The sequence below is a fragment of the Pseudomonas sp. CFBP 13710 genome, assembly GCF_014842235.1.
GTDB classification, from domain to species: Bacteria; Pseudomonadota; Gammaproteobacteria; order Pseudomonadales; family Pseudomonadaceae; genus Aquipseudomonas; species Aquipseudomonas baltica.
Window position 1 is genome coordinate 252,482 of the sequence record NZ_JACYVJ010000005.1, and the last position, 25,861, is coordinate 278,342.

General features: G+C 63.1%; 28 protein-coding genes. 17 read left to right on the plus strand and 11 right to left on the minus strand.

Annotated elements, in window-relative coordinates; all coding sequences use genetic code 11:
- Nucleotides 1-22 precede the first annotated feature (22 nt).
- From ccmA to IFT44_RS14240, 10 genes are all read left to right on the plus strand, one after another.
- The gene (gene ccmA, locus IFT44_RS14195) at nucleotides 23-655 is read left to right on the plus strand and encodes a cytochrome c biogenesis heme-transporting ATPase CcmA (RefSeq protein ID WP_192176081.1); all 633 of its coding nucleotides are present in this window, start codon (nucleotides 23-25) and stop codon (nucleotides 653-655) included.
- Nucleotides 652-1,320, plus strand: coding sequence for a heme exporter protein CcmB (gene ccmB / locus IFT44_RS14200; protein WP_122475867.1), 669 nt, complete (start codon nucleotides 652-654; stop codon nucleotides 1,318-1,320). The genes ccmA and ccmB overlap by 4 nt, the downstream gene beginning before the upstream one ends.
- 61 nt (nucleotides 1,321-1,381) lie before the next feature.
- Nucleotides 1,382-2,146, plus strand: coding sequence for a heme ABC transporter permease (locus IFT44_RS14205; RefSeq protein ID WP_185794566.1), 765 nt, complete (start codon nucleotides 1,382-1,384; stop codon nucleotides 2,144-2,146).
- Entirely contained in the window at nucleotides 2,143-2,319 is a 177-nt protein-coding gene (gene ccmD, locus IFT44_RS14210) for a heme exporter protein CcmD (protein ID WP_192137920.1), read from the plus strand. Before IFT44_RS14205 ends, ccmD begins: the two co-directional genes overlap by 4 nt.
- Nucleotides 2,316-2,759: a cytochrome c maturation protein CcmE gene (ccmE, locus tag IFT44_RS14215; RefSeq protein WP_122475863.1), complete on the plus strand. Its 444-nt coding sequence runs from the start codon at nucleotides 2,316-2,318 to the stop codon at nucleotides 2,757-2,759. The genes ccmD and ccmE overlap by 4 nt, the downstream gene beginning before the upstream one ends.
- 11 nt (nucleotides 2,760-2,770) lie before the next feature.
- Nucleotides 2,771-4,741, plus strand: coding sequence for a heme lyase CcmF/NrfE family subunit (locus tag IFT44_RS14220; protein ID WP_192176109.1), 1,971 nt, complete (start codon nucleotides 2,771-2,773; stop codon nucleotides 4,739-4,741).
- Nucleotides 4,738-5,274 (plus strand): DsbE family thiol:disulfide interchange protein, encoded by a 537-nt coding sequence (locus IFT44_RS14225; RefSeq protein WP_122475859.1) that lies wholly within the window; start codon nucleotides 4,738-4,740, stop codon nucleotides 5,272-5,274. Before IFT44_RS14220 ends, IFT44_RS14225 begins: the two co-directional genes overlap by 4 nt.
- Before the next feature lie 2 nt (nucleotides 5,275-5,276).
- Nucleotides 5,277-5,762 carry a cytochrome c-type biogenesis protein gene (locus IFT44_RS14230; protein WP_244652169.1) on the plus strand — a complete coding sequence of 162 codons (486 nt, stop codon included), beginning with the start codon at nucleotides 5,277-5,279 and terminating at the stop codon, nucleotides 5,760-5,762.
- Nucleotides 5,759-6,958: a c-type cytochrome biogenesis protein CcmI gene (gene ccmI, locus IFT44_RS14235; RefSeq protein WP_192137918.1), complete on the plus strand. Its 1,200-nt coding sequence runs from the start codon at nucleotides 5,759-5,761 to the stop codon at nucleotides 6,956-6,958. The genes IFT44_RS14230 and ccmI overlap by 4 nt, the downstream gene beginning before the upstream one ends.
- A 9-nt stretch (nucleotides 6,959-6,967) precedes the next feature.
- Nucleotides 6,968-7,366, plus strand: a complete 399-nt coding sequence (locus IFT44_RS14240) for a hypothetical protein (protein ID WP_192176083.1) — start codon at nucleotides 6,968-6,970, stop codon at nucleotides 7,364-7,366.
- Between the two features lie 42 nt (nucleotides 7,367-7,408).
- On the opposite strand, the gene IFT44_RS14245 is transcribed toward IFT44_RS14240, so the two are convergent.
- The 3 genes from IFT44_RS14245 to IFT44_RS14255 all read right to left on the minus strand — a co-directional run bounded on the left by IFT44_RS14245 (nucleotide 7,409) and on the right by IFT44_RS14255 (nucleotide 10,012).
- A complete protein-coding gene (locus IFT44_RS14245) occupies nucleotides 7,409-8,407 on the minus strand; it encodes a sulfate ABC transporter substrate-binding protein (RefSeq protein ID WP_122475851.1) in 999 nt (332 codons plus the stop codon).
- Nucleotides 8,408-8,504: 97 nt separating this feature from the next.
- The gene (locus IFT44_RS14250) at nucleotides 8,505-9,320 is read right to left on the minus strand and encodes an ion transporter (protein ID WP_192176084.1); all 816 of its coding nucleotides are present in this window, start codon (nucleotides 9,318-9,320) and stop codon (nucleotides 8,505-8,507) included.
- 86 nt (nucleotides 9,321-9,406) lie between these two features.
- Nucleotides 9,407-10,012, minus strand: a complete 606-nt coding sequence (locus IFT44_RS14255; protein ID WP_192176085.1) for a TetR/AcrR family transcriptional regulator — start codon at nucleotides 10,010-10,012, stop codon at nucleotides 9,407-9,409.
- A 159-nt stretch (nucleotides 10,013-10,171) separates the two neighbouring features.
- On the opposite strand from IFT44_RS14255, the gene IFT44_RS14260 reads away from it, so the two are divergent.
- Together IFT44_RS14260 and IFT44_RS14265 are read left to right on the plus strand one after the other, a co-directional pair.
- Nucleotides 10,172-11,071 (plus strand): DUF808 family protein, encoded by a 900-nt coding sequence (locus IFT44_RS14260; RefSeq protein ID WP_192176086.1) that lies wholly within the window; start codon nucleotides 10,172-10,174, stop codon nucleotides 11,069-11,071.
- A 372-nt stretch (nucleotides 11,072-11,443) separates the two neighbouring features.
- The gene (locus IFT44_RS14265; RefSeq protein ID WP_192104629.1) at nucleotides 11,444-12,325 is read left to right on the plus strand and encodes a manganese catalase family protein; all 882 of its coding nucleotides are present in this window, start codon (nucleotides 11,444-11,446) and stop codon (nucleotides 12,323-12,325) included.
- A gap of 76 nt (nucleotides 12,326-12,401) precedes the next feature.
- On the opposite strand, the gene IFT44_RS14270 is transcribed toward IFT44_RS14265, so the two are convergent.
- The 5 genes from IFT44_RS14270 to fnr form a co-directional block, all read right to left on the minus strand.
- A complete protein-coding gene (locus tag IFT44_RS14270) occupies nucleotides 12,402-13,199 on the minus strand; it encodes an SDR family NAD(P)-dependent oxidoreductase (RefSeq protein WP_192176087.1) in 798 nt (265 codons plus the stop codon).
- Between the two features lie 100 nt (nucleotides 13,200-13,299).
- Complete coding sequence (locus tag IFT44_RS14275; RefSeq protein WP_192176088.1) at nucleotides 13,300-14,022, minus strand: CatB-related O-acetyltransferase; 723 nt, start codon at nucleotides 14,020-14,022, stop codon at nucleotides 13,300-13,302.
- A 52-nt stretch (nucleotides 14,023-14,074) separates the two neighbouring features.
- Nucleotides 14,075-15,136 (minus strand): SDR family oxidoreductase, encoded by a 1,062-nt coding sequence (locus IFT44_RS14280; protein ID WP_192176089.1) that lies wholly within the window; start codon nucleotides 15,134-15,136, stop codon nucleotides 14,075-14,077.
- 107 nt (nucleotides 15,137-15,243) lie between these two features.
- The gene (locus IFT44_RS14285; RefSeq protein ID WP_122475837.1) at nucleotides 15,244-15,792 is read right to left on the minus strand and encodes an adenine phosphoribosyltransferase; all 549 of its coding nucleotides are present in this window, start codon (nucleotides 15,790-15,792) and stop codon (nucleotides 15,244-15,246) included.
- 76 nt (nucleotides 15,793-15,868) lie between these two features.
- Complete coding sequence (gene fnr, locus IFT44_RS14290) at nucleotides 15,869-16,603, minus strand: fumarate/nitrate reduction transcriptional regulator Fnr (protein WP_122475835.1); 735 nt, start codon at nucleotides 16,601-16,603, stop codon at nucleotides 15,869-15,871.
- Nucleotides 16,604-16,783: 180 nt separating this feature from the next.
- Here fnr and IFT44_RS14295 point away from each other — a divergent pair, with 180 nt between their 5' ends.
- From IFT44_RS14295 to IFT44_RS14305, 3 genes are all read left to right on the plus strand, one after another.
- The gene (locus tag IFT44_RS14295; RefSeq protein WP_185794533.1) at nucleotides 16,784-17,158 is read left to right on the plus strand and encodes a hypothetical protein; all 375 of its coding nucleotides are present in this window, start codon (nucleotides 16,784-16,786) and stop codon (nucleotides 17,156-17,158) included.
- 22 nt (nucleotides 17,159-17,180) lie between these two features.
- Nucleotides 17,181-17,933, plus strand: coding sequence for an SDR family oxidoreductase (locus IFT44_RS14300; protein ID WP_192176090.1), 753 nt, complete (start codon nucleotides 17,181-17,183; stop codon nucleotides 17,931-17,933).
- Nucleotides 17,934-18,053: 120 nt separating this feature from the next.
- Nucleotides 18,054-18,746, plus strand: coding sequence for a GNAT family N-acetyltransferase (locus IFT44_RS14305; RefSeq protein ID WP_192058236.1), 693 nt, complete (start codon nucleotides 18,054-18,056; stop codon nucleotides 18,744-18,746).
- A 13-nt stretch (nucleotides 18,747-18,759) separates the two neighbouring features.
- Here IFT44_RS14305 and IFT44_RS14310 read toward each other — a convergent pair whose 3' ends face one another.
- Nucleotides 18,760-19,125 carry a response regulator gene (locus IFT44_RS14310; protein ID WP_122475828.1) on the minus strand — a complete coding sequence of 122 codons (366 nt, stop codon included), beginning with the start codon at nucleotides 19,123-19,125 and terminating at the stop codon, nucleotides 18,760-18,762.
- A gap of 325 nt (nucleotides 19,126-19,450) precedes the next feature.
- Between IFT44_RS14310 and IFT44_RS14315 the strand changes: the two genes are divergently transcribed.
- On the plus strand, nucleotides 19,451-20,938 hold the full coding sequence (locus IFT44_RS14315) for a YdgA family protein (protein WP_192176091.1): 1,488 nt from the start codon (nucleotides 19,451-19,453) through the stop codon (nucleotides 20,936-20,938).
- Nucleotides 20,939-20,960: 22 nt separating this feature from the next.
- Here the strand turns inward: IFT44_RS14315 and IFT44_RS14320 are convergent, their stop codons facing one another.
- Entirely contained in the window at nucleotides 20,961-21,494 is a 534-nt protein-coding gene (locus IFT44_RS14320) for a cytochrome b (protein ID WP_122475824.1), read from the minus strand.
- Nucleotides 21,495-21,727: 233 nt separating this feature from the next.
- Here IFT44_RS14320 and IFT44_RS14325 point away from each other — a divergent pair, with 233 nt between their 5' ends.
- Nucleotides 21,728-23,620 carry a methyl-accepting chemotaxis protein gene (locus IFT44_RS14325; protein ID WP_192176092.1) on the plus strand — a complete coding sequence of 631 codons (1,893 nt, stop codon included), beginning with the start codon at nucleotides 21,728-21,730 and terminating at the stop codon, nucleotides 23,618-23,620.
- Between the two features lie 63 nt (nucleotides 23,621-23,683).
- On the opposite strand, the gene IFT44_RS14330 is transcribed toward IFT44_RS14325, so the two are convergent.
- Nucleotides 23,684-25,795, minus strand: a complete 2,112-nt coding sequence (locus IFT44_RS14330) for a TonB-dependent siderophore receptor (RefSeq protein ID WP_192176093.1) — start codon at nucleotides 25,793-25,795, stop codon at nucleotides 23,684-23,686.
- Between the last annotated feature and the right edge of the window lie 66 nt (nucleotides 25,796-25,861).

A 25,861-nucleotide genomic window follows, 5' to 3' on the forward strand; every position in this document is an offset into this window, starting at 1 on the left:
TCCGATTTCATAAGGCCGAGTCTTGACCCCATACCTGCACGCCACCGATCTATCCTGCGAGCGCGATGGGCGGCTGCTGTTCGAGCGTCTGCAGGTGCAGGTGGCAGCCGGCGACATGCTTCAGGTGTGCGGCCCCAACGGCTGTGGCAAGACCAGCCTGCTGCGCCTGCTGGCCGGGTTGATGCAGCCTGCTGAAGGGCAGGTCGCGCTGACGGCGCAGACGCAGACCGCACACCGGGGCGAACGTGGCTGCCCGCTGGTATGGATCGGCCACGCGCCCGGCATCAACGAGACACTCAGCGCCGAGGAAAACTTGGCCTGGCTCTGCGCACTGCACACTCCGGCCAGTCGCGAGCGCATCTGGGCGGCATTGGCGGCGATCGGCCTGCGCGGTTTCGAAGACGTGCCGTGTCACCGGCTTTCAGCCGGCCAGCGGCGCCGCGTGGCGCTTGCTCGTCTGCATCTGCCCGGCCCGCCGCTGTGGATTCTCGACGAGCCGTTCACTGCACTCGATGCACAGGCAGTGGAGCAGTTGGAACGGCACCTGGTCGGACACTGCGAGCGAGGCGGCATGGTCGTGCTGACCACCCACCATCTGCTGGCGCAGACCCCCGGCAGCTACCGGCGGCTGGAACTGGACGCGCAGGCGGCATGAGTGTTTTCGTCCTGTTGCTCAAGCGCGAAGCACGGCTGCTGTGTCGACGGCCCGCCGAGCTGGCCAACCCGCTGGTGTTTTTCGCCCTCGTCATCGCGCTGTTCCCGCTGGCCGTGGGTCCGCAGATGCAAGTGCTGCAAGGTCTTTCCCCCGGCCTGGTATGGGTAGCGGCACTGCTGGCCGTGCTGCTGTCACTCGACGGCCTGTTTCGCAGCGATCTGGAGGACGGTTCGCTGGAACAATGGATATTGTCCGAACATCCACTGCCCTTGCTGGTGCTGGCCAAGGTGCTGGTGCACTGGCTGTTTTCCGGGCTGGCGCTGGTGCTCGTCTCCCCGCTGCTGGCGCTGATGCTCGGGCTGCCCGAGCGCTGCCTGCCGGTGCTGTTGCTGTCGTTGCTGCTCGGCACCCCGGTGCTCAGCCTGCTCGGCGCAGTGGGGGCGGCGTTGACGGTCGGGCTCAAGCGCGGCGGCCTGCTGTTGGCGCTGCTGACGCTGCCGTTGTACATCCCGGTGCTGATTCTGGGCAGTGGCGCCCTGCAGGCGTCGTTGCAGCAGCTGCCAGCCACGGGTTACCTGTTATGGCTGGGCAGCCTGACAGCGTTGTCGGTGACCTTGGCGCCTTTCGCCATCGCGGCGGGGCTGAAGATCAGTGTCGGCGAATGAACGGGCCAGGCCGCGTGTGCGTCTGGCTCATGCTTTTGGATACGGGGTCATGAAGAACAAGGTGATGAACTGGACGTGGTTTCACAAGCTCGGCTCGCCCAAGGCTTTCCATGCCCTCAGCGGACGCCTGCTGCCGTGGTTGAGCGCGGCGGCGGCACTGTTGATCGGCACGGGCGTTGTCTGGGGGCTGGCTTTCGCGCCGCCGGATTACCAGCAGGGCAACAGTTTTCGCATCATCTACATTCACGTGCCAGCAGCCATGCTTGCCCAGTCCTGCTACGTGATGATGGCGCTGGCCGGCGTGGTCGGGCTGGTGTGGAAGATGAAGATCGCCGACATCGCGCTGCAATGCGCCGCACCGGTGGGCGCCTGGATGACCGTGTTGGCGCTGGCCACGGGCGCCATCTGGGGCAAACCGACGTGGGGCAGTTGGTGGGTCTGGGATGCGCGCCTGACCTCCATGCTCATCCTGCTGTTTCTCTACCTGGGGCTGCTTGCCCTGGGGCAGGCCATCGGCAACCGCGAGAACGCGGCCAAGGCCTGTGCGGTACTGGCCATCGTCGGCGTGGTCAACATTCCGATCATCAAGTATTCGGTGCAGTGGTGGAACACCCTGCATCAGGGCGCCACGTTCAGCCTGACCGAAAAACCGGCGATGCCCGCGCAGATGTGGTTGCCGCTGCTGCTCACGGTGCTCGGCTTCTACTGTTTCTTCGGCGCCGTGCTGTTGTTGCGCATGCGCCTGGAAGTGCTCAGACGCGAAGCTCGCAGCCGCTGGGTCCGGGAGTACCTGGCCGGTGCTTTGAAAACGAAGGCCGCGCCATGAGCTTCGATTCGTTCGGCGAGTTTCTGAGCATGGGGCGCCACGGCGTCTACGTCTGGTCGGCCTATGGCCTGTGCGTGCTGGTGCTGCTGGTCAACGTGGCCGGACCGCTGCTGGCCCGGCGACGTCACCTGCAACAGGAAGCGCGACGTCTGCGCCGGGAGGGTCGACCGTGAATCCGCTACGCAAAAAACGCCTGACGCTCATCCTCGCCCTGGTGGCAGGTGTCGCGCTTGCCGTAGGCCTGGCCCTGGGTGCATTGCAGCAGAACATCAACCTGTTCTACACGCCGACCCAGATCGCCAATGGCGAGGCGCCGGTGGGCACGCGCATTCGCGCCGGCGGCATGGTCGAGCGGGGCTCGCTGCAGCGTTCCGGCGACTCGCTGGATGTCCGCTTCGTGGTTACCGACTTCCAGCGCAGCGTCACCATCACCTACCGCGGCATCCTCCCCGACCTGTTTCGCGAGGGGCAGGGCATCGTCGCCCTCGGCACCCTGAACGCTGCCGGCGTGGTGCAGGCGGACGAGGTACTGGCCAAGCACGACGAGAAATACATGCCCCCGGAAGTCACCAAAGCCTTGAAAGACTCCGGCCGAATGGAAGCTTCGCCATGATCGCTGCGCTGTTGGTGCCCGAACTGGGCCAATTGTCGATGATCCTGGCGCTGTGTCTGGCTCTGGTGCAGGCCAGTGTGCCGTTGGTTGGTGCCTGGCGCGGCGACCGGCTGTGGATGGGCCTGGCGCGGCCAGCTGCGTGGGGCCAGTTCACGTTCTTGGTGCTGGCGTTCGCCTGCCTGGCCGCAAGCTTCCTCAACGACGACTTTTCCGTGCGCTACGTGGCCGAAAACTCCAACAGCGCCTTGCCCTGGTACTACAAGTTCAGCGCGGTATGGGGTGCCCACGAGGGCTCGTTGCTGCTGTGGGCGCTGATCCTGGGCGGCTGGACCTTCGCCGTGTCGATCGGCTCGCGGCAGTTGCCGCAGGTGATGCTGGCGCGGGTGCTGGCAGTGATGGGCATGATCAGCGTCGGCTTCCTGCTGTTCCTGATCCTGACGTCCAATCCCTTCGCTCGGATGCTGCCGCAGATTCCCGCCAACGGCCGCGACCTCAACCCCTTGCTGCAGGACATCGGCCTGATCGTTCACCCGCCCATGCTGTACATGGGCTACGTCGGTTTTTCGGTGGCCTTTGCCTTCGCCATTGCCGCGCTGCTGGGCGGCAAGCTGGACGCGGCCTGGGCACGCTGGTCACGTCCATGGACGATGGTGGCGTGGAGCTTTCTGGGTATCGGCATCACCCTGGGCTCATGGTGGGCGTACTACGAACTGGGCTGGGGCGGGTGGTGGTTCTGGGACCCGGTGGAGAACGCCTCGTTCATGCCCTGGCTGGTGGGTACCGCGCTGATCCATTCGCTGGCGGTCACCGAGAAGCGCGGCGTGTTCAAGAGCTGGACGGTGCTGCTGGCCATCGCCGCGTTTTCCCTGAGCCTGCTGGGAACCTTCCTGGTGCGCTCGGGCGTGCTGACCTCGGTGCACGCGTTCGCGTCCGACCCAACGCGCGGGGTGTTCATCCTGATCTTCCTGTTGTTCGTGGTGGGTGGTTCGCTGACCCTGTTTGCGCTGCGCGCGCCGGTGGTCAAGAGTCATGTGGGCTTCGGCCTGTGGTCGCGCGAAACTCTGCTGCTGGGCAACAACCTGATTCTGCTGGTGGCCGCCTCCATGATTCTGCTGGGTACGTTGTATCCGCTGGCCCTGGATGCCCTGACCGGCGCCAAGCTGTCGGTCGGCCCACCCTATTTCAATGCGCTGTTCGTGCCCTTGATGGCGCTGCTGATGCTGACCATGGCGGTCGGTGTGCTGGTGCGCTGGAAACACACGCCAACGGCCTGGTTGCGGGGCATGCTGGTGCCTGTGTTGATCGGCAGTGCCTTGCTGGCGCCGCTGGCAGCGTGGTGCCTGGGGGATTTTGCCTGGCCGGTATTGACCATCTTTGCGCTGGCTGCCTGGGTGCTGCTGGCCGGTGCCCGCGACCTGCACGACAAGACCCGTCACACGGGCTTTCGCCGAGGCCTGGCTGGCTTGCCGCGCAGCTACTGGGGCATGCAACTGGCCCACTTGGGCATCGCCGTCTGTGCCTTGGGCGTGGTGCTGTCTAGCCACGACAGTGCCCAGCGCGACCTGCGCATGGCACCGGGCGATGCAGTGGAACTGGGTGGCTATCAATTCATCTTCAACGGTGCCGAGTCTCATCGCGGGCCGAATTTCACCGCTCAGCGTGGCAGCATCCAGGTCCTGCGCGAGGGTATACAGGTCAGCTTGCTGCATCCCGAAAAGCGTTTGTACACCGTTCAGCAATCGGTGATGACCGAGGCAGGCATCGACGCCGGTTTTACCCGCGACCTCTACGTTGCCCTGGGCGAACCGTTGGAAAACGGTGCGTGGGCCGTACGCATCCACGTCAAGCCGTTCGTACGCTGGATCTGGCTGGGCGGGTTGCTGACGGGGCTGGGGGGATTGCTCGCTGCGCTGGACAAGCGCTATCGGCTCAAGGTCAAAGCGCGCGTGCGTGACGTACTCGGCAAAGGAGCCCCGGTATGAAGCGTTGGCTGCTGGCGCTGCCCTTGGGCGCATTCCTGATAGTGGCGGTGCTGCTTTACCGCGGCCTCCACCTGGACCCGGCACAGCTGCCGTCGGCGCTGATCGGCAAGCCGTTTCCCGTGTTCAGCCTGGCCGATACCCCGGGCGAACGGATATTGACCCGCGCCGACCTGCTGGGCAAGCCCGCACTGGTCAATGTCTGGGGCACCTGGTGCGTGGCCTGTCGGGTCGAGCATCCGCTGCTCAACACGCTGGCCCGGCAGGGCGTGCTGATCTACGGCATCAACTACAAGGATGACAACGCAGCCGCGCGCCGCTGGTTGGCGGACTATCACAACCCCTACGCGCTGGACATCAATGACAAGGACGGCACTCTGGGCCTGGATCTGGGCGTTTACGGCGCGCCGGAGACCTTTCTCATCGACGCCCGCGGGGTGATTCGCCACAAGTGGGTGGGTGTCATCGACCAGACCGTATGGCGCGAGCAGTTGGCGCCGCTGTACCAGGCGCTGCTCGACGAGGCCCGACCATGAACCTGAAACGCTGGCTGCTGACCTGCATGCTGCTGTCGAGCCTGGCCGGAGCGGCGCACGCCGCCATCGACACCTATAGGTTCGCCAATGAGGAATTGCGCGAGCGCTTTCACCAGTTGACTCAGCAGTTGCGTTGTCCGAAGTGCCAGAACCAGGACATCGCCGATTCCAATGCGCCCATTGCCGGCGACCTGCGCCGCGAGATTCATCGGCTGTTGACCGAAGGCAAGAGCGACGAGCAGATCATCGAGTTCATGGTCGACCGCTATGGCGAATTCGTCCGCTACAGACCGGCGCTGACCGCGCGCACCGGGCTGCTCTGGTTCGGCCCGGCGGCTTTGCTCGTGGCCGGCGTGGGGGTGATCGCGGTGACGGTGCGCCGCCGACGTCGGCAACCGGCCACCAGCCCGCGCGATCTCGACCCGGGCGAGCGGGCTCGCCTGGCTGACTTGCTTGCCCAAAAACCGCTGGATGAAGACCACCCATGATCGATTTCTGGCTCGCTGCCGGGCTGTTGCTGCTGGTTGCACTGAGTTTCGTGCTGGTGCCGTTGCTGCGGGCTCGTCGCGAGCAGCCCGAGCAAGACCGTACGGCACTCAACGTGGCGCTGTACCAAGAGCGACTGGCCGAGCTGAACACCCAGCAAAGGGCGGGTGTACTGACTCCCGCACAGCTGGAAAGCGGCCAGGCGGAAGCGGCCCGTGAGCTGCTTACCGATACCGACGGCAGCCAGACGGCGTCGGATGTTCGCCTGGGCCGCGCGGTTCCGCTGGCTGCGGCGCTGCTGGTGCCGGTCGTGGGGCTGGTGCTGTACCTGCATTACGGCGCCAGCGACCAGGTCGAGTTGAGCCGCGAGTTCGCCGTGCCGCCCACGTCCGTGGCGCAGATGACGGCGCGCCTGGAGCAGGCGGTGCAGATGCAGCCAGAGGCCGTAGAAGGCATTTATATCTTGGGACGAACCTACATGGCGCAGAATCGCCCAGCGCAAGCAGCGGCGCTGTTCGAGCGTGCGGCGTCTCTGACCGGGCGGCAGCCCGAGGTACTGGGGCAGTGGGCGCAGGCGCTGTATTTTGCTGCGGGCAGGCAGTGGTCCGAACCCATCCAGGCGTTGACCGACGAAGCCCTGCTGGGCGATCCGAAGGAGCCAACCAGCCTTGGCTTGCTCGGCATCGCCGCCTTCGAGAGCCAGCGCTTCGAACAAGCCATCGGCTACTGGGAGCGGCTGCTGGCAACGTTGCCGGATGCGGACCCGGCACGCACGGCATTGCAGGCTGGAATCGCGCGCGCTCGTAGCCAACTGGCGTCCGCCGACACACCGCCAGCCTCCCGGCCCACGCCCGCGCGCGCCGGGTTGAAGGTGCGGGTGACGCTGGCGCCCGCGCTGGTCGCCAAGGTGCAGCCGGGTGACAGCGTGTTCGTCTTTGCTCGCGCGGTGTCCGGGCCACCGATGCCGCTGGCGGTCAAGCGCCTGACGGTCGCTGACCTCCCGGCGCAGGTCGAGCTGGCGGATAGCGACGCGATGATGCCACAGCTGAAACTGTCGAACTTTGCCGAAGTCCAACTCATCGCCCGGATATCCAGGGCCGGCCAGCCCACTCAGGGCGAATGGCTGGCACGCGGTGCGCCGATTGCCAGTGACAGCGCCGCCGTGCAGCAATTGCTGATCGACAGTCCCGACCTTTAGAGAGATGCCATGAACCGTTTAGCTCGAATGGCCGTGATCGGCCTGGCCCTGGGCATGAGTGCCTGCGCCGTGCAGCGCCCGTCCGAACCGGAGCCACGGCCGCCGGTGCAGACCCTGCCACCAGCCGGACCGAGCACGGCGCCGACCCCGCCTGCGCCGCCCGCACCGCCTGCACCCAAGCCCATGCCGCGCACCTCGGCCAGCTTCGCGCCGCCGCCCGGTGGTGCCAGTCACTGGGACCCGAGCCTGGGCGTCTACGTGCTTGAGGACCAACCCGACACCTACTACCGGCAGCGTACCTACTACCGGTGGAATGATGGCTGGAGCTGGGCCACCAGTCCCAAGGGGCCTTGGGAAGCCACCGACACCACCGGCGTGCCGGCCGGATTGGGCCGCAAGCATCCCTGAACCCTGGCCGGCGTGAAGCAGGCCAGCCAGCGTTGACCGCCGTTACTGGCCGGTATAGATCTGGTCGAACACGCCGCCGTCGTTGAAGTGGGTCTTCTGCACGCTGCGCCAGTCGCCGAAGGTCTTCTCCACCGAGAGGAATTCAACCTTTGGAAAGCGGTCGGTGTACTTGGCCAATACCGCAGGGTCGCGGGGGCGCAGGTAGTTGTTGGCGGCGATCTCCTGGCCTTCGGGCGACCACAGGTACTTCAGGTATTCATCGGCTGCGGCGCGCGTGCCTTTGCGGTCGACCACCTTGTCGACCACGCTGACCGGCGGCTCGGCTTCGGCGGACACGCTGGGGTAGACCACTTCGAACTGATCGCGGCCGAACTCGCGGGCGATCATTTCCGCTTCGTTCTCGAAGGTGATCAGCACATCGCCGATCTGGTTGGTCATGAACGTGGTGGTTGCACCGCGGCCGCCGGTGTCGAGTACCGGCGCCTGCTTGAACAGCTTGCCGACGAAGTCGCGGGCCTTGTTTTCGTCGCCGCCGTTCTTCAGCACATAGCCCCACGCCGACAGGTAGGTGTAGCGGCCGTTGCCGGACGTCTTGGGGTTGGGGACGATGACCTGCACGCCGTCCTTGAGCAGGTCGGGCCAGTCCTTGAGCGCCTTGGGGTTGCCCTTGCGGACGATGAACACGGTCGCCGAGGTGAATGGTGCACTGTTGTTCGGCAGGCGCGTGACCCAGTTGTCAGGCACCAGCTTGCCATTGTCGGCCAAGGCATTGATGTCGGTGGCCATGTTCATGGTGATGACATCGGCCGGCAGGCCGTCGATCACCGAGCGCGCCTGCTTGCTCGAACCGCCGAAGGACATCTGCACGGTGATCGCTTCGTTGTGTTCAGCCTGCCAGTGTTTCTGGAAGGCGCTGTTGTAGTCCTTGTAGAAGTCGCGCATCACGTCGTACGAGACGTTGAGCAGGCTGGGCGCGGCCTGGGCCAGGCCGGTCAGGGTCAAGCCTGCCGCCAACAGCGAGGCACCGATCAATTTCTTCACTGCAGTTCCCTCTTCGAGCGTTCTTGGAAATAGGCGGCATTATGCCTGCGCGGCTACCTCGACATGATGGGCACGGTTAGATCAAAAACTGCTGTGCTTATAGCGCTTTTTTGAACAAGGCATTGCCGCATTGCGAGCAGAAGGACGCTGCCTGCTCATGGCTGCCTTTGTGACACACCGCGCACTCGTGCTGCAGGCCTTCGCCACGCATGGCGTTGGCCAGTTCGGCGGTAAGGATGCCGGTGGGCACCGCGATGATCGAATAACCGGTGATCATCACCATGGCCGAGAGCACCTGGCCGATCGGCGTGGTGGGCACGATATCGCCGTAGCCGACGGTGGTCAGGGTGACGATGGCCCAGTAGATGCCGGTGGGAATGTTGGCGAAGCCGTTCTGCGGCCCTTCGACCACATACATCAAAGTGCCGAATACCGTGACCAGGGTGCTGACGCTGACCAGAAACACGATGATCTTCTGCTTGCTGCCGCGCAGGGCTGCCAGCAGGTAGTTGGCCTGCTTCAGATAAGGGCTGAGCTTGAGTACGCGAAAGATCCGCAGCATGCGCACCACGCGCACGATCATCAGGTACTGGGCGTCGCTGTAGTAGATGGCCAGAATGCCGGGCACGATCGCCAGCAGGTCGATCAGGCCGTAGAAACTGAACGCGTAGCGCAGAGGCTTGGGCGAACAGTACAGGCGCAGCAGGTATTCGACGGCGAAGATGAAAGTGAAGCCCCATTCGATCCAGGCAAACAGGTCGGCATACTGGCTGTGGACGGTCTCGACGCTGTCGATGATCACCACCAGCAGGCTGGCGAGGATGATCAGCAACAAGGTCTTGTCGAAGCGCCGTCCGGCAGGGGTGTCGCTTTGAAAAACGACGACGTACAGGCGATCACGCAGAGTGGTCATAGAAAGGTGCTTCCCGAAGAGGCGCACAGCGTAGGAGCTTTGCCGCGCGGGTGCAAGGCCGTGCGCCAAGCCTTGCCCAGCCTGGGCTAATCCGGCGTACAGCCTTTGAGCACCAGGCGCGTGATGGTGTCGATGGCGGCTTCGTAATCGGCGTCGTCCAGTTTCGCCTTGCCGGTGATCGAAGCGATCTGCCAATCGAAGTCGGCGTAGGTCTGCGTTGCGGCCCAGATGCTGAACATCAGGTGATGGGGGTCGACCGGGGCGATCTGGCCGCGATCGATCCAGGTCTGCAGGCACTGGATGTTGTGCCGAGCCTGGGCATTGAGCAGATCCACCTGATCGGCGCTCAGGTGCGGCGCGCCGTGCATGATTTCACTGGCGAACACTTTCGAGGCGAAGGGCAGGGCGCGGGAGATATGGATCTTGGAGCGGATATAGGCACGCAGCACCTCCTGCGGCTCGCCTGCCGTATCGAACGGCGTGGACGCCTGCAGGATCGGCTCGATGATGCTTTCCAGCACCTCGCGGTAGAGGTTTTCCTTGGACTTGAAGTAGTAGTAGACGTTGGGCTTGGGCACGCCGGCCTTGCTGGCGATGTCGTGGGTCTTGGCGGCGGCGAAACCCTTGTCGGCGAATTCCTCACTGGCCGCGCGCAGAATCAGTGCCTTGTTGCGCTCGCGAATACTGCTCATGGTGGGCAAAAGTCCTTGTTTCTGCGCAGTGGACCCCGGCTGTGTTGCAGGGTCCGCGATGGTAGCACCGGCGTTGCCGGGCCCTCAACAATGGCCCGGCAGGGAACTTAGCCGACCCCCGTGCGTCAGCCACCTAACTTACTCATGAGGATGCTCCCCGTGGCCGCAGGCAATTTGCTGACGCTTCTCGACGATATCGCGACTCTGCTCGACGACGTTTCCCTGGCCGCGAAGAAAACCGCCGGGGTGCTGGGCGACGATCTGGCGCTCAATGCCCAACAGGTCACCGGGGTCAAGGCGGATCGTGAACTGCCGGTGGTCTGGGCGGTGGCCAAGGGTTCCCTGCTGAACAAGGCGATCCTTGTACCTGCAGCGCTGTTGATCAGCGCATTCGCGCCCTGGCTGATCACGCCGCTGTTGATGATCGGCGGCGCGTACCTGTGCTTCGAAGGCTTCGAGAAGGTCGTGCACAAGTTCCTGCACAAGGATTCGGCCGCCGACCTCGAGCAGCGCAAGGCCGCCATGGCCGATGCCAAGGTCGACATGGTGGCGTTCGAGAAGGACAAGATCAAAGGTGCGGTGCGCACCGACTTCATTCTCTCGGCGGAGATCATCGTGCTGGCATTGGGCGTGGTGTCCACGAGGCCCTACCTGGACCAGGTCGGCGTGCTGGTGATCACTGCTGTGCTGATCACCGTAGGTGTCTATGGGTTGGTGGCCGGCATCGTCAAGCTCGACGACGTTGGCCTCTACCTCAAGCAGAAGACCGGCGCGGCCAGTCAGGCGCTGGGCAACGGGCTGCTGTGGTTGGCGCCCGTGCTGATGAAGGTACTGTCGATACTGGGCACCATTGCCATGTTTCTGGTGGGCGGCGGAATCATCGCGCATGGCCTGCCGTTCGTGCATCACCTCAGTGAGGCGGCGGTGGCGCTGGCTGGCGGTGGTCTGATGGGCACGGTGGCGAGCACTCTGGTCGACGCGCTGACCGGCATTCTTACCGGCGCCGCGGTATTGGCAGTGGTCAGCCTGGGCAAGAAACTCTTCGGGAAATCCCACTGACGGGTCGAAGGTTATCAGTACGGCGGGGCATACTGCGTCTGGGCCCGACAGTGTGTTGCCGCCTCACTGCGTGGGCCGCCGACGCGGCTTGCGCCGCTGCTACAGGTTCGCGATTGCTGCCTGGTAATAGAGGTTTTTTCGGAAAGTTTTAAACTATCCAATATATCGTACGCAAACTATGAGTGCTGTCGATCAAATCAATAGGCCAGTAGTTATTCTCTGCAAGTACAACCATTGATCCGGTTGCGATAATTAAATGGGATTAACGGGGTGTTGTTGTTTCCTACCTATGACGGTGCTGTTCCGAAGTCTCCTCTCCAACAGAAGCGAGCGTGTGCCGATTCATAATTAGATCAGCCTGAGGAAACCACAATGTTCTTGCACAACAAGCGTTTGCAATACACAGTGCGTGTCGCGGCACCCAATCCAGGTTTGGCCAACCTGTTGCTGGAGCAATTCGGCGGTGCCCAGGGCGAACTGGCCGCGGCGGCACGTTACTTTACCCAAGCCCTGGCCGAGGATGATCCGGGCCGCAAGGATCTGCTGATGTCCATCGCCACTGAGGAACTCAGCCATCTGGAGATCGTCGGTTCGATCATCGTCATGCTCAACAAGGGCGCAAAAGGCCAGTTGGCAGAAGGTGTTCAGGAAGAAGGCGAGTTGTACCGTGCAATCAATGGCGCGGGCAACGATTCCCATATCACCAGCCTGCTGTATGGCGCCGGTGCTCCCCTGACGAACTCCGCAGGCGTTCCTTGGACCGCTGCTTATATAGATACCATCGGCGAACCGACTGCCGATATGCGCTCCAATATTGCCGCTGAATCACGGGCAAAGATTGTTTACGAGCGCTTGATGAATGTCACCGACGATCCAGGCGTGAAAGAAGCATTGGGATTCTTGATGACTCGGGAGATCGCCCACCAGCTGTCGTTCGAAAACGCGTTGCATGCCATTCAACCCAACTTTCCCCAAGGCAAGTTGCCAGGCATGCCGGAGTTCACCAACAAGTACTTCAATATGTCCGGCGAACCCAATGTACGCGGCCCGTGGAACCAGGGTGAAGAGTGGGAGTTCGTGGCCGAGCCGGAACCGGCCGTGGACGGCGGTGACGGCAGTGCTTCGGTGGTATTGAGCGCCAAGGATGCCAAGGTGCTGGAAGCGTTGAAGTTGCGTACCGAGTCCGATCCGGACGCCAACCCGGTTACCGGCGCAGACCTGGGTTCTGGCAAGGCGCAGAACGATTTGGCCTGATTGCCACTCGGCTATCGCGCTGCAAGAAAAAACCTCCCTGCAGCACGCCTGCCGGGAGGTTTTTTCATCACAGGTTTCAGTTCTGCACGGCTCTCACCGAGCCACCGTCGACGCGCACATTGCTGCCATTGACGAATGACGCTCGCTCCGACACCAGCAGCGCGATCACGGCAGCGACTTCCTCGGCCTTGCCCCGACGTTTTTGCACGATGCCAGGGCGTTCCTCTTCGAGAAAACTCTCGATCGCCTCCTCGAATGAGGTGCCCATCTGCTGCGCGCGCTGTTCCATCATGCCATCGGTCATGGGCGTCTCGATGAAGGCAGGCGCGACGGTGTTGCACAGCACGCCGAATCCCGCTTCCTTGTAGGACAGGTTCTTGACGAACGCCGCCAGCGCAGCCTTGGCCACGTTGTACACCGCTTCCTCCCAGTACGGTTGCACCGCATTCTCCGAGGTAATGCAGACAAAACGTCCCCACTCTCGCTCACGCATTTTCGGAATGGTGGCCCGCGCCACGCGGACGGCGGAAAAGAAGTCAGTGCTCCAGGCTTCCTGGTAATCGGCGTCGGACAAAGCCAGTGGGTCGCCCTTGGCCCCGGTGACGCCAGCGGTGTGGACGACAATGTCGATCTGGCCAAAGCGTGCTTCGGCTTGAGCCACGAGATGGTCGACCTGCTGCTGGTCGGTCACATCGGCTACCACGCTCAGCACTGTCTCGGGCAACAGGGCGGCTACTTGCTCGAGCTTGTCTGCATCGTTGTCGCTCAACACGACAAAAACGCCTTCCTCGCCCAGCAGCCTCGCAGTTGCCAGGCCCAGACCGCCGCTGCCGCCAGTGATGAGCGCCACACGCCCCTTGATTCCCAGGTCCATACCGGCCTCTCGTTCGCGCAATGAATGTGCAGTTGAGACAGGCACGTCACAGCCGGGATTCAATCATTCTTCATGGGTGAGAGCCGGCAGCTGCCGCAGGTCAGAGCGTTTCGATGCGCCATGTTGCGCTGTGCAGCTTGATCCTGCGCGGCATCAGGCTGGCTGGAGGCGTGTCGGCCAGCGTCTCGAGCAGCGCCTGGGGCTGTTCCATTGGCAGTTCCGCCAGTGCCTCGGGCGGCAGTTCCCACCACTGGCTGGCCAGCAGCCGCTCGATGGTTTCGGGGTCGAAGCGGTAGCGAATAACCCGTGCCGGCGTGCCGGCGACGATGGCGTAAGGCGGTACGTCCTTGTTCACAAGCGACTGAGCCCCAACCACGGCACCCGTGCCGATGCTGATGCCGTCCATGAGCATGGCGTCGCGCCCGATCCACACGTCATGGCCCAAGGTGGTCGGGGTACTGACGTAGTAGCCGGCCACTTCGGGAGTCCGAGCCGCCCGCAGGGCAAAGAGTTTGCTATGGGTAGACAGCCAGCCCAGCGGGTGGGACTGGCGGCTGTGACCGATGACCGTGCCGGCCGCAATCGAGCAGTAGCGTCCGATCTCGGACACCTCGTGCAACTCGGCACCGCTCATGATGGCGGTGTGTGCACCAATGCTCAGGCGCTCCCCGAACAGCTTGACGTCATGCAGCTTGACGCCTTCTTCCAGGGTCAGCTCGATACCATTGCGCAGGCCCCGGCTGCCGCAGTCAAGGCGACACTTGCGTGCCGCCAGGGCTTTCTTCAGCTTGCGGTCGAGCAGGGCGCGTTTGAGAACGTTCATTGCGTGGGTCCGAATCAGTGAGGCAGACCGCCAGCATATCTCATACGTCGCCTCAGGGAATCAGACGCTCGCTGCGCAGCTTCTCGAACACATCGAAGAACGCCTGGTCACTGGCCTGGAACTCCTTGAAGCCCAAGCGGCGGCTCTTGGAAACGTCGGTCACCACTTCGATGGGCCGGCCCAGGTCGGCGTCGGTGTGCCATGGTGAAACCAGGCGGTCGATATCGGCTTCCAGCAGGCCCTGCTCCTGAGCCAGCTGCTGCCACACCGCCGCATCGTCGGCCATCTGCTCGGCCAGGGGCGTAACCTGTTGTGGAAAGGGTGAAGCCTGCACACCGAACCAGTCGGCGATCTGCTGCCACATCCAGCTCCAGCGAAACACGTCGCCGTTGGTCACGTTGAACGCCTGATTGGCCGCGGCAGGCGTCGTGCTGGCCCACAGCAGTTGTTTGGCCAGTAGGCGAGCATCGGTCATGTCCGTCAGGCTGTCCCACTGCACGCGCGAACCGGGGAACACGAACGGCCGCCCGGTGGCCTTGCAGATCGACGCGTACACCGCCAGGGTGGTTGCCATGTTCATGGCGTTGCCCACCGCGACACCGGTGATGGTGTGGGGGCGATGCACGCTCCAGGTGAAGCCATCGCGCTCGGCGGCGGCGAACACTTCGTCTTCCTGGGCGTAATAGAAGTTCTCGACGTCCAGGCGGCCTTGTTCTTCACGGAAGGGCGTCTGTGGCAGGCTGCCCTTGCCGTAGTTTTCGAACGGGCCCAGGTAGTGCTTGAGGCCGGTCACCAAGGCTACATGCTTGACGCTGCCCGCCGCGCGCAGCGCATCGAGCACGTTGCGCACCATGGCGGCGTTGACACGGATATTCTCCGCTTCGGTATCCTGGCGAGCCCAAGTGGTCAAGAACACATGGCTGGGCTTCAGCTCGGCCAGTGCCGTGGCCAGGAAGGCTGGGTCCATCAGGTCGGCCTGCACAGGGGTAACCCCTTCGGCCACGTTGGGCTTGCGCGCCAGTCCGGCAACCTGCCAACCCTGATCCAGCAGCAGTCGCGAAGTCGCGCTGCCAACGATACCGCTTGCGCCTACTACCAATGCAGAATGAGTCATGTCGTCTCCAGGTGTGAGTGGATGCTGTGGATGTGGACCGCAACATCCCGCCGGGGACTGCATCGGATGGCCTGTGGTGCGACGTCGCAGTGGTGCTGCAACGAGCGCTAGCGCTCGTCGAGCGCGAAGCGGGTCAGGCAGAAGGTGCCCACGCCGGCGTCCTGCAGACGCTGCGAGCCTTGCAACTCGGGCAGGTCGATGATCGCGGCGGCCTCGAACACCTCGGCCCCCATGCGCCGAACCAGATTGGCCGCAGCGATCAGGGTGCCGCCGGTGGCGATCAAGTCGTCGAACAGCACCAGCGAGTCGCCTTCGCACAGGCTGTCGGCATGCACCTCCAGGAACGCTTCGCCGTATTCGGTCTGGTAACCCTCGCTCAGCACGTGGGCGGGCAGCTTGCCTTGCTTGCGGAACAGGATCAGCGGTTTGTTCAGTTGGTGGGCAACGATGGAACCGATCAGAAAACCGCGCGCATCCATGGCGCCGATATGGCTGAACGGGGCGTCGATGTAGCGGTGCACGAAACTGTCGATCACTAGGCGCAGAGCCTTGGGCGACTGGAACAGCGGGGTGATGTCACGAAACACCACGCCGGGCTTGGGGAAATCCGGCACAGGGCGGATCAGGGATTTGAAGCTGTGTTCGTCGAAAACCATCGGTCGTAGCTCTGGCAGGGCAGGGGTTGTGCAGTATAACCCTCAGGGGTGGCCAGTACTGCCCCACCTGCCGTGCTCATTCGAGCACCGTGCCACCGGCCACGGCGCACAGGCGTTGCGCATCGAGGATGCGTACTTCCTTGCCGTGCGCTTCGAGCAGCCCACCGTGCTGGAACCGAGTGAACACCCGCGACACCGTTTCCATCGCCATGCCCAGGAAGTTGCCGATCTCGTTGCGCGACATGCTCAGACGAAACTGCACCGCCGAGTAGCCGCGTGCAGTGTGCCGGGCCGACAGATTGGCCAGGAAGGTCGCGATACGCTCCTCGGCGGTCTTTTTCGACAGCAGCAGCATCATTTGTTGATCGTCGCGGATCTCGCGACTCATCACCCGCATCAGTTGGCGACGCAGCTGCGGCAGTTGCACCGACAGCTCGTCGAGGCGTTCGAAAGGAATCTCGCACACCGACGTGGTTTCCTGTGCCTGCGCGGTCACCGGATACACCAGGCGGTCCATCCCGGACAACCCCAGCAGTTCGCTGGGTAAATGAAATCCGGTGATCTGCTCTTCACCCCTGTCGCTCAGGCTGAACGTCTTCAAGGCACCGGAACGCACGGCATATACGGCTGCGAAGGCTTCCCCCTGGCGAAACAGGAACTCACCTTTCTTCAGCGGGCGGCCGCGCTTGATGATGTCGTCCAGCGCATCCATGTCGGCCAGTTCCAGTGACAGCGGCAGGCACAGCGGCGCCAGGCTGCAGTCCTTGCAGTGGGCCTGATGAGGGGCGCGGTTTTTCGCCGGCTCGGACATTGCTTCGATCCTTGTTGAAACGTATTGATAAGTGCAAGTTCATCCCTGCAAGGGTAACCCAGCCGCGCGCCTGCAAGCCAACAACCGCCTCCACGCTCGGCGCACCCAGGGAACTACAGGTGGCCAACGGGCTCAGCTACAACAGGAAACCCATCACGTCATTGCCCGAGGTAAGCATCCATGAAAGCGCTCTTGCACGCCCTGAAGTACACCGGCCTGGTTGGAATGCTCTTCGCTGCCTCGTGCGGTGTGGGTGCTGCGCCGGGCGTCAGTGCCTCGAGCCCGGCGGCGGGTTCCGCTGCCAGCCCCGCAAGCACCACGGCCCCGGCACCTGGCACGGCCTCGACACCCGGCACTGCGCAGCCCCAGGCCAACACCACGCGCAACCCCTCCAGCAGCATGAATCGCGCGCCGGCCACTCGAAGTTCGAGTACGATCCCAAGGCCTGCGCCCTCGGCATCGCCTGAAGGCGGCGATATGCTCCAGCAGCAGCGCCAGCAAAGCGGTGAGCAGATGATCCAGGAACGCAAGGGGCGCGCAGCGGACAGTAATTGATCCCGAAACCGGAGAGACAAGTATGTCGAAGAAGATAGCGTTGGTGACAGGTGCCGGCAGCGGCATTGGGCAGGCAACGGCCCTCGGTTTGGCAGCCGACGGCTTCTGCGTGGTGCTGGCAGGCAGACGCCTGGAGACCGTGCAGGCCGTGGCTCGGAAGATCGCCGAGCAGGGCGGTGAAGCCCTGGCCGTGGCGGCCGATGTGCGTGACAGTGCCAGCGTGGATGCGTTGTTCGCCAGGGTCGAAGAGACTTACGGGCGCCTTGACGTCATCTTCAACAATGCCGGCATCGGCGCGCCCGCAGTGCCCATCGACGAGCTGGACGTGGCCAAATGGGCCGACGTACTGCAGACCAACGTCACCGGGGTTTTTCTGTGTTGTCGCGCGGCGTTCGGGTTGATGCGCCGACAGCAACCGCAAGGTGGCCGGATCATCAACAACGGGTCGATCTCGGCGCACACGCCACGCAGTTTCAGCATGCCCTACACCGCCAGCAAGCACGCCGTGCTGGGCATTACCAAAAGCCTTGCGCTCGATGGTCGCGACTTCAACATCGCCTGCAGCCAGATCGATATTGGCAATGCCCTCACCGATTTGTCGGCGCGCATGACCAAAGGTGTTCGCCAGGCCAATGGCGAAATCGCCGTCGAACCCATGGTCGATATGGTTCACGTTGTCGACGCGGTCCGCTATATCGCCAAGCTGCCTCTATCGGCCAACGTACTCAACATGACCGTCATGGCGACCAACATGCCGTTCGTTGGCCGCGGCTGAAGTGCGCTCTGCCAGCCCGTCACCTGGCTGGCGGGCACGTGCCACTGTCGATCCAGGCAAGGTACGGTTTATCATTCGTGCACTTTCACCTGTGTGCGTCCTTCCGGAGCCTTGCTACTGATGTCACTGATCCATCACTCCACCTGCGCGCCGTCCGAAGACGTCAAGAGCCAATTGCTGCAGATGGTGGTCGACTACCTTACCGACATCAGCAGCCTGGGCATTACCCCGAGCAACCCTTTGTACCAGCTGTACCAATACGGCGTCGGCTATGAAGTGCATCTGTACCTGGAAGCGATGGCCGGAGGGCGTGAGGTAAAACCGGAGCTGGTGCTGGCGTTCGACCCTGCCCGACCGGAAACGCTCGACGGCTTCGCCCTGTTCCTGCGAGCCGCCCATGACCCCGCAGTGTGCACGGTGGCCTACATGGCAGTGCGCATGGCGCGGCGCAGGCAAGGAGTGGCGCGGGCGTTACTCGAGGCCATCCGGGTGCGTCATGCCCACGTCGAACTGGCGTGCGTACTGGGCAAGGTGCCTTGGTTCGAGAATCTGGGCTTTCAGGTGATCGGCGCGCAGGGCCCGCAGGTCAAGCTGAGCAGCGATGGCGGGGCAACCGACCAGCCCATTGCCGTGCTGGATGTCGCACCTGTCTACGCTTCGCTGGAGGTCCGACAGATTCATGCCTATCTGCTCAATCAGCATGGGCGCAAAGCCATGCTCGAGGCCGAAAGAAAACGCGACCGCCAGCTCGACCAGATGACGCGCCAGGCCGCGACATTCGCCAGGGATGCCTTGCAAGGCAAGCCACGCTGACGCGCTTTACCCATCAATGCATGTGCAGTGAGGTCGTCACCTTGCTCAACAGCCGTTCGTTGGTCCACGGCTTTGGCAGAAACTGAACATTCGGCCCCAGATCCAGGTCGCGACCCGAGTAACCGGAGGTCAACAGAATCGGCAGGGTAGGCCAGCGCTCGGCGGCCATCTTGCTCAAGTCGTAGCCGTCCATATGCCCCGGCATACGGATATCGCTGACGACCATGTTGACTTCTCCCGGATGCGTCTCGAGAAAGTCGTAGCCTTGGTCGGCGGTTGCGAATGCCGTCACCTCGAAACCTGCATCTTCGAGCACCGTCGTCAGCAGGAGGCGGATAAGGTCCTCATCTTCAAGGACTAGAATGGAGGCGGTAGTCATGGGGGCGTCCCTTCAATGATGCGTAAGCGTCTGAACAGTCGACTGACGCAACGCCCAAGGGTTCTGTGCCTTAAAAAAAAGACTGACGAAAGGGCATAAACTGTTGCGCACAAGTTACGGATATGCAAAGAAAACGGCGCGTTTCCGCGGCCGCGACCAAAGTCATCATCGGTAGCAATTTGCCGTCGGACGAGCCACTGCCTGGCTGGCCGTTGACAGAGCGCAGGTGCTAACCTGCCGCCCGGCGCTGCGCCGTGGCCGTTTTGCTATCGCCCTGGGCGGCAGTGCTGCGGGTGTAGCGGTATTCTTTCGAATGAGTCCGATCATGAACAAAGCAACAGGCATCATCGCCGGCATCGTCGTCATGGCCGCGGCCGCCACCCTGGGTGGCGCCTGGTATACCGGCACCCAGTTGGAGCCGGTCCTCGGCAATGCCATCGAGCAGGCCAATCGCGAATTGGCTGCCTCCTTCAGCGTCGACGGCCAGCCGGGCATGCAGATCGAATTGCTGTCCCTGGAGCGGCATTTCTTCACCAGCACCGCGCACTACCGAATCAGACTTCACGGCATGCAGGCCGAGGGCAGGCCCGAAAATCGCGAGTTGTTGCTGATCGATCATATCGAGCACGGGCCGCTGCCCTGGTCACACCTGAAAACGTTCAGGTTGATGCCAGTGATGGCCGCGAGCAACTTCGCCCTCGAGCGCAACGCCGACACCCAAGCCTGGTTTGCCATGAGTCAGGAGCAGCCGCCGTTGCGCGGTCAGGCCAGCATCGGTTACGACGGTGCCAGTGACACGCGCCTGCAACTGTTGCCGCTCGACGCCCGCGAGGGCAACGACACCGTGAAATTTTCCGGCTTGAACGCCCGCCTGGTGTTGAGCGCCGACGCCAGCCATTACAGCCTGACCGGTCGCAGCGAAGAACTGCTGGCCGACATCGAAGGCCAGGCAGGTCGCCTGCAGGCGCAATTCAAAGGCTTGAGCTTCGATACCGGCGGCACCCTGGGTACCTCTGGCCTGTACCTGGGGCACTCGGAACTCAAACTTGCCCAGGCCAGTCTGCAGGGCGCCGAGATCGCCCCCGTCCAGGTGGAAAACCTTGCCGCCTCCGGCCTGATGCAGGAAGTGGAGGGCAAGCTTGACGTCCAGGCCAGCTACAGTATCGGCGCCGTGAACTATGCCAGCCGACCGGTCGGCGCGCTGCAGATGAGCATCAAGCTGGCCAACCTCGATATCGTTGCCAGTCGGGAATTCGGTGATTTCTATCGAACGGTCATCGCGCCGCAGTGGCAGACACCTTTGCCAGATGGAACATTGCCACCCTTGCGCTTGAGCATTGCCCAGCGGCAACAATTGGAAACGGTCATCGGCAGGCTGCTGGATGCCAAGCCCCAGTTGCAATTGGAACGCTTGAGCCTGGCCACCGACCACGGCGAAAGTCACTTGAGCATGACGGCTCGCCTGGCCAATCCCGCGCCGGCCAAACCCGGCTCGCCAGCGTATTGGCCCGCACTCATCGCCAATGTGCAGGCGGATCTGCAACTGTCCAAGCCGATGCTGGCAGACGTCGGCAGCCTGCAGGCCAGGCTCCAGGGGCAGACGGATCCGGCCCGTGTGGAACAGGCCGGACGGGATCTGAGCGCTACCGTCGCCGGGCTGGGGCAGATGCTCGGGCTGGTCAAGGACGAAGGTGAGCATTTACGTGCCAGCCTGCGCTACAGCGATGCCGTGGTGGATTTCAACGGCCAGAAGATGCCCCTGTCGCAGTTCGCGCAGATGCTCGGACAGTTCAGCAGCATCGGTCAGCGCTGACGGCAGGCGGCCGCCGTACGCGTCAGTCGCGTTGCGGCGGCAGCATCCGCTCGAGCATGCCGTCCCGGCGCACCGCCACGTGCCATACCGTGGCGGCGACATGCATGATGATCAATCCGTACAGCGCGAATTGCCCCCACACATGTACGGTGTTGGCGAATTTACCCAGCGCCTCGTTCTGGACGAACCCAGGCAGCGACACCAGCCCGAAAAACGGCACGTCCTGGCCATTGCCGGCCATCAGGTAGCCGGTCACTGGCATGGTCAGTAACACGGCGTACAGCAAGCCATGATTCAGATGGGCCAATACCCGCGTACCGGCACCGATCTCCGCTCGATAGGCTGGCGCCCGGTGGCGCCAGCGCCAGGTCAGCCGGATCAGCACCAGAAGGGCGACACTGATGCCCATGGATTCATGTGCCAGGTACCAGAGCACCCGAACCGGACCGGGCGGAAAATTCTCCGCTACCCATACGCACGGCAGCACCAGGCACAGCGCGGCGACCGTCAGCCAATGCAGGGCCTGGGCAAAGCCGTTATAGCGTTCGATAGCCATGCACTTACTCCTCAATACGTGACAGTCACATGCGGTGCCCGGTTGGACCGATCGACCCGAGCGGTGTCACTGTTTGTAAGCCCAACCGTCAGTCAAATCCGACACATGGTGTTATGGAAATAACTACCGACAGTCGGAAATGACTAGTGGCATCAGGCTATTATTGGATCCACGCTAAATACTGTCACACATTTGCCGATAGCCCGTGCAACATCACAGCGGACCTACCGGCCATGCAAAAAACCCTGAAATTCAGCCACAAGATTCTCCTGGCCGCTTCGCTCATCGTGACCGCAGCCTTCGCGTTGTTCACGTTCTATAACGATTACCTGCAGCGCAATGCCATTCGTGCCGACCTTGAAAGCTATCTGCACGAAATGGGCAGTGGCACTGCCACGAACATCCAGCACTGGCTCTCGGGACGCATCCTGCTGGCCGAAACCCTGGCCGAGAGCGTTGCCCTCAACCCCAGTCCCGAGGCCATAGGCGCGTTGCTCAAGCAGAAGACCTTGCTGGCCAACTTCGAGTTTGCCTATCTGGGCAATGTCTCGGGAGGTTATTTCCTCGAACCGCCCGATACCATGCCCGAAGGCTACGATGCGCGCACCCGTCCCTGGTACACCGACGCCATGAACGCGCGCCGGACCATCCTCACCGAACCTTACGTCGATGCCGCGAACGGCAAGACCATCCTCACTATCGCCACCCCATCGCTGAGCGCCAATGGTCAGCCGGTCGGTGTAGTGGGCGGGGATCTGAGCCTTGAGACGCTGGTCAAGACCATCAACTCGCTGGACTTCGACGGCAGTGGCTACGCCTTTCTGGTCAGCGCAGACGGCAAGGTCCTGGTCCACCCCGACAACCAGTTGGTGATGAAGTCACTCAAGGACGTGTACCCGCAGCACACACCGCGCATCGGCAGCGACGTCACCGAGGTCGAACGCGATGGCCGTCCGTCCATCGTGACCTTCGCCAAGGTCGAGGGGCTGCCTTCGGTCGACTGGTACATCGGTTTGAGCATGGACAAGGCCAAGGCCTACTCGATGCTCAGCCAGTTTCGCAGCTCGGCGGTGATCGCTACGGTCATTGCCGTGGTCCTTACCATCGCCTTGCTTGGCATGCTCATTCGCCTGCTGATGCAGCCTTTGCACGCAATGGGCCGGGCCATGCACGACATCGCCGAAGGCGAGGGCGACCTGACCCGTCGGCTCACCCTGCACAGCGCCGATGAGTTCGGCGCCCTGGCGCTTTCGTTCAACCGTTTCGTCGAACGCATCCATGACTCGATCCGCGAGGTAGCCTCGGCCACTGGCCAGGTCAACGAAGTGGCGTTGCGCGTGGTCAGTGCCTCGAACTCCTCGATGCTCAACTCCGATCAGCAGGTCAACCGCACCGGCAGCGTGGCCGCCGCCATCAACGAACTGGGCGCCGCCGCGCAGGAAATTGCCCAGAACGCCGCCCTGGCTTCGCAGCACTCCAGTGCCGCGCGCAACCTGGCCGCCGATGGCCAGGCGGTGGTCGGCCAGACCATCAGCGCCATGAACGTGCTGTCGCAGAAGATCAGCGGCTCGTGCAGCAACATCGAAAGCCTGAACGCCAGCACCGTCAACATCGGCCAGATCCTGGAAGTGATCACCAGCATTTCACAGCAGACCAACCTGCTTGCGCTCAATGCGGCGATCGAAGCGGCGCGCGCCGGCGAAGCCGGGCGGGGCTTTGCCGTGGTCGCCGACGAAGTCCGTAACCTCGCGCACCGCACCCAGGAATCGGCCCAGCAGGTCCAGGGCATGATCGAGCAGTTGCAGGTGGGCGCACGCCAGGCGGTCATCCTGATGAACGAAAGCCAGGGCCAGAGCGAGTCCAGCGTCACCATCGCCAATCAGGCCGGTGAGCGTCTGGTCAGCGTGACCCAGCGCATCGGCGAAATCGATGGCATGAACCAGTCGGTGGCCACCGCTACCGAGGAGCAGACTGCCGTGGTGGAATCGATCAACGTCGATATCACCGAGATCAACACCCTCAACCAGGAAGGTGTGGAAAACCTGCAGTCCACCCTGCGTGCGTGCGCCGATCTCGAACAGCAGGCCCTGCGGCTCAAGCAACTGGTCGGTAGTTTCCGCATCTGACGCCTGGGCGTGCGCCGGTAGGGCGGCCTTCAGGGATGAGGCCGTCGTACGGGCAAACGCCCTCTACAGATCCACGGCAACGCTCAAGGTCAGGTTGCGTGGCTCGCCGGGCATCGCCCAGTAGTTGCTGTAGGATCGCTCGAAGTACTTTTCGTCGAACAGGTTGTTCAGGTTGACCCCCAGGGTGACCTTGTCGCTGGCCTTGTAATGCGCGAGCAAATCGACCGTGTGATAGGCGGGCAACTCGAAACGACCCCCCGACTCGCCGGACCGATCCCCTACATAGGTGAACGCGGCGCCGATATCGGAACCGCGCAACGGCCCGTCCTGAAACTCATGGACGCCCAGCAGGCTGGCGCTGTTGCGTGCCACGCCAAGCAGGCGGCTGCCCTTGGGCACGCTGGCGTCGCCCTCGGTGACCTCGGCATCGATCCAGGCGTAGGCGCCGATCACGCGCAGTGCATCGGTCAGCTGGCCACTGAACTGCAAGTCGACGCCCTGGCTGCGTGCCTTGCCGATGGCGCGATTGAGGTTGCTCGCCGGGTCCAGCGCCAGCACGTTCTCTTTGTCGATGTGAAACGCCGCCAGGGTGGCGCTCAGGCGCTCGTCGAACAACTCGGCCTTGAGCCCCGCCTCGTAGCCTATGCCTTCTTCAGGGTCGAACGACTTGCCGCCGGCATCCAGCCCGCTGTTGGGCTTGAACGACGTCGAGGCATTGGCGAACAGCCCCCATTGCGGCGTGAGTTGGTAGAGCAGCCCGGCGCGCTGGGTGAAAGCATCCTGGCGCTGCAGGTTGCGATTGCCGGTGGTGTAGTCGGCGATGCGCTGTTCGAAATGTTCATAGCGCATGCCCAGCATGCCGCGCAGTTTGTCGCTGAACACCAGTTGATCCTGCAGGTTCAGCGCGTGGCTGCGCACATGCTCGCGAAAATCCGAGCCCGACCGCGCGCTTGTGGGTTTGGGCTGGCCGTACACCGGGTCGAAGATGTCGATCCGGTAGGCGCCTGCGGTCGCGGTCACCCGTTCGTTCTTGCGGTAATCCTCGTACTCGCTGCCGATCAACAGTTCATGCTGCACGCTGGCCGTGTCGAGGAAACCGCGCAGCTCGACCTGGCTGATGCTGTCGTGCCAATCCATGTCACGCTCGCGAAAGCGCCGGTTGACCGTATGGCCGTCGGCGTTGAGCGCGCGTGCCTCACTGGCATCGCCGCTCAGCTCGCCTTGCTTGTAGTGGCTGGCCACGCGCAGTTGCCAGTCGTCGTTGAGCCGGTGTTCCAGCGCGGCCTGGATGCGGTTGTTGTCGTTGTCGATGAAGCCGTCGTTGGGCTCGCCGAGAAAGGTCCGGCGCGAGCCTCCACCCCAGCCATTGCCCGGCGCTACCACCCCGCGGTCGAACACCGATTGGTGGCGCACCAGCTCGGCCTCCACCAGCAAGGAGGTGTCCGGATCCAGCTGCCAGCTCAGCGATGGTGCCACGTACACCCGCTCGTTCTGCACATGGTCACGGAAGCTGTGGTTGTCTTCCACCGCCAGGTTGACCCGGCTCAGCACCTGGCCCTCGGCATCGAGCGGGGTGTTCAGGTCCAGGCTGGTGCGATAGCGGTCCCAGGAGCCGGCGCTGCCGTACAGGCGCGCGAAGGATTCGGCCTGGGGTTTCTTGCTGACGATGTTGACCGTGCCGCCGGGATCGCCACGTCCGTACAGGCTGGCAGCCGGGCCCTTGAGCACCTCGATGCGTTCGATGCTGGAAACGTCCGGGGTCGCAGGGTAGCCGCGGTTGGCGCTGAAGCCGTCGCGGTAGAATTCCGAGGTGCTGAAGCCGCGCACGCTGTATTCGTAAAGCGTCAGGCCGCCGAAGTTGTTCTGCTGGGACACACCCCCGGCGTATTGCAGGGCACGTTCCACATTGCTGCTGCCCAGATCCTGAAGCACCTGGACCGGGATCACGCTGACCGCTTGGGGAACGTCCTTGATCGCGGTATCGGTCTTGGTCGCGCTGCCCGAACGGGTCGCGCGGTAGCCGGTGACCGGACCGGTCGCGGTTTCCATATCGCCACCCGCCGTGACGCTGATGGCTTCCAGTTCGAGGGTTTCGGGCGAGGTTTCGGCGTAGGCGGGCATCCCCAGTACGCTGAAGGCGAGGCCGGCCATGGGGGCAAAACGAGGTGAGCGCATGTGCAACGATCCATTATGTTATAGTTATAATATAACGTAATGATTCGTGACGTGCATCTCCCATCT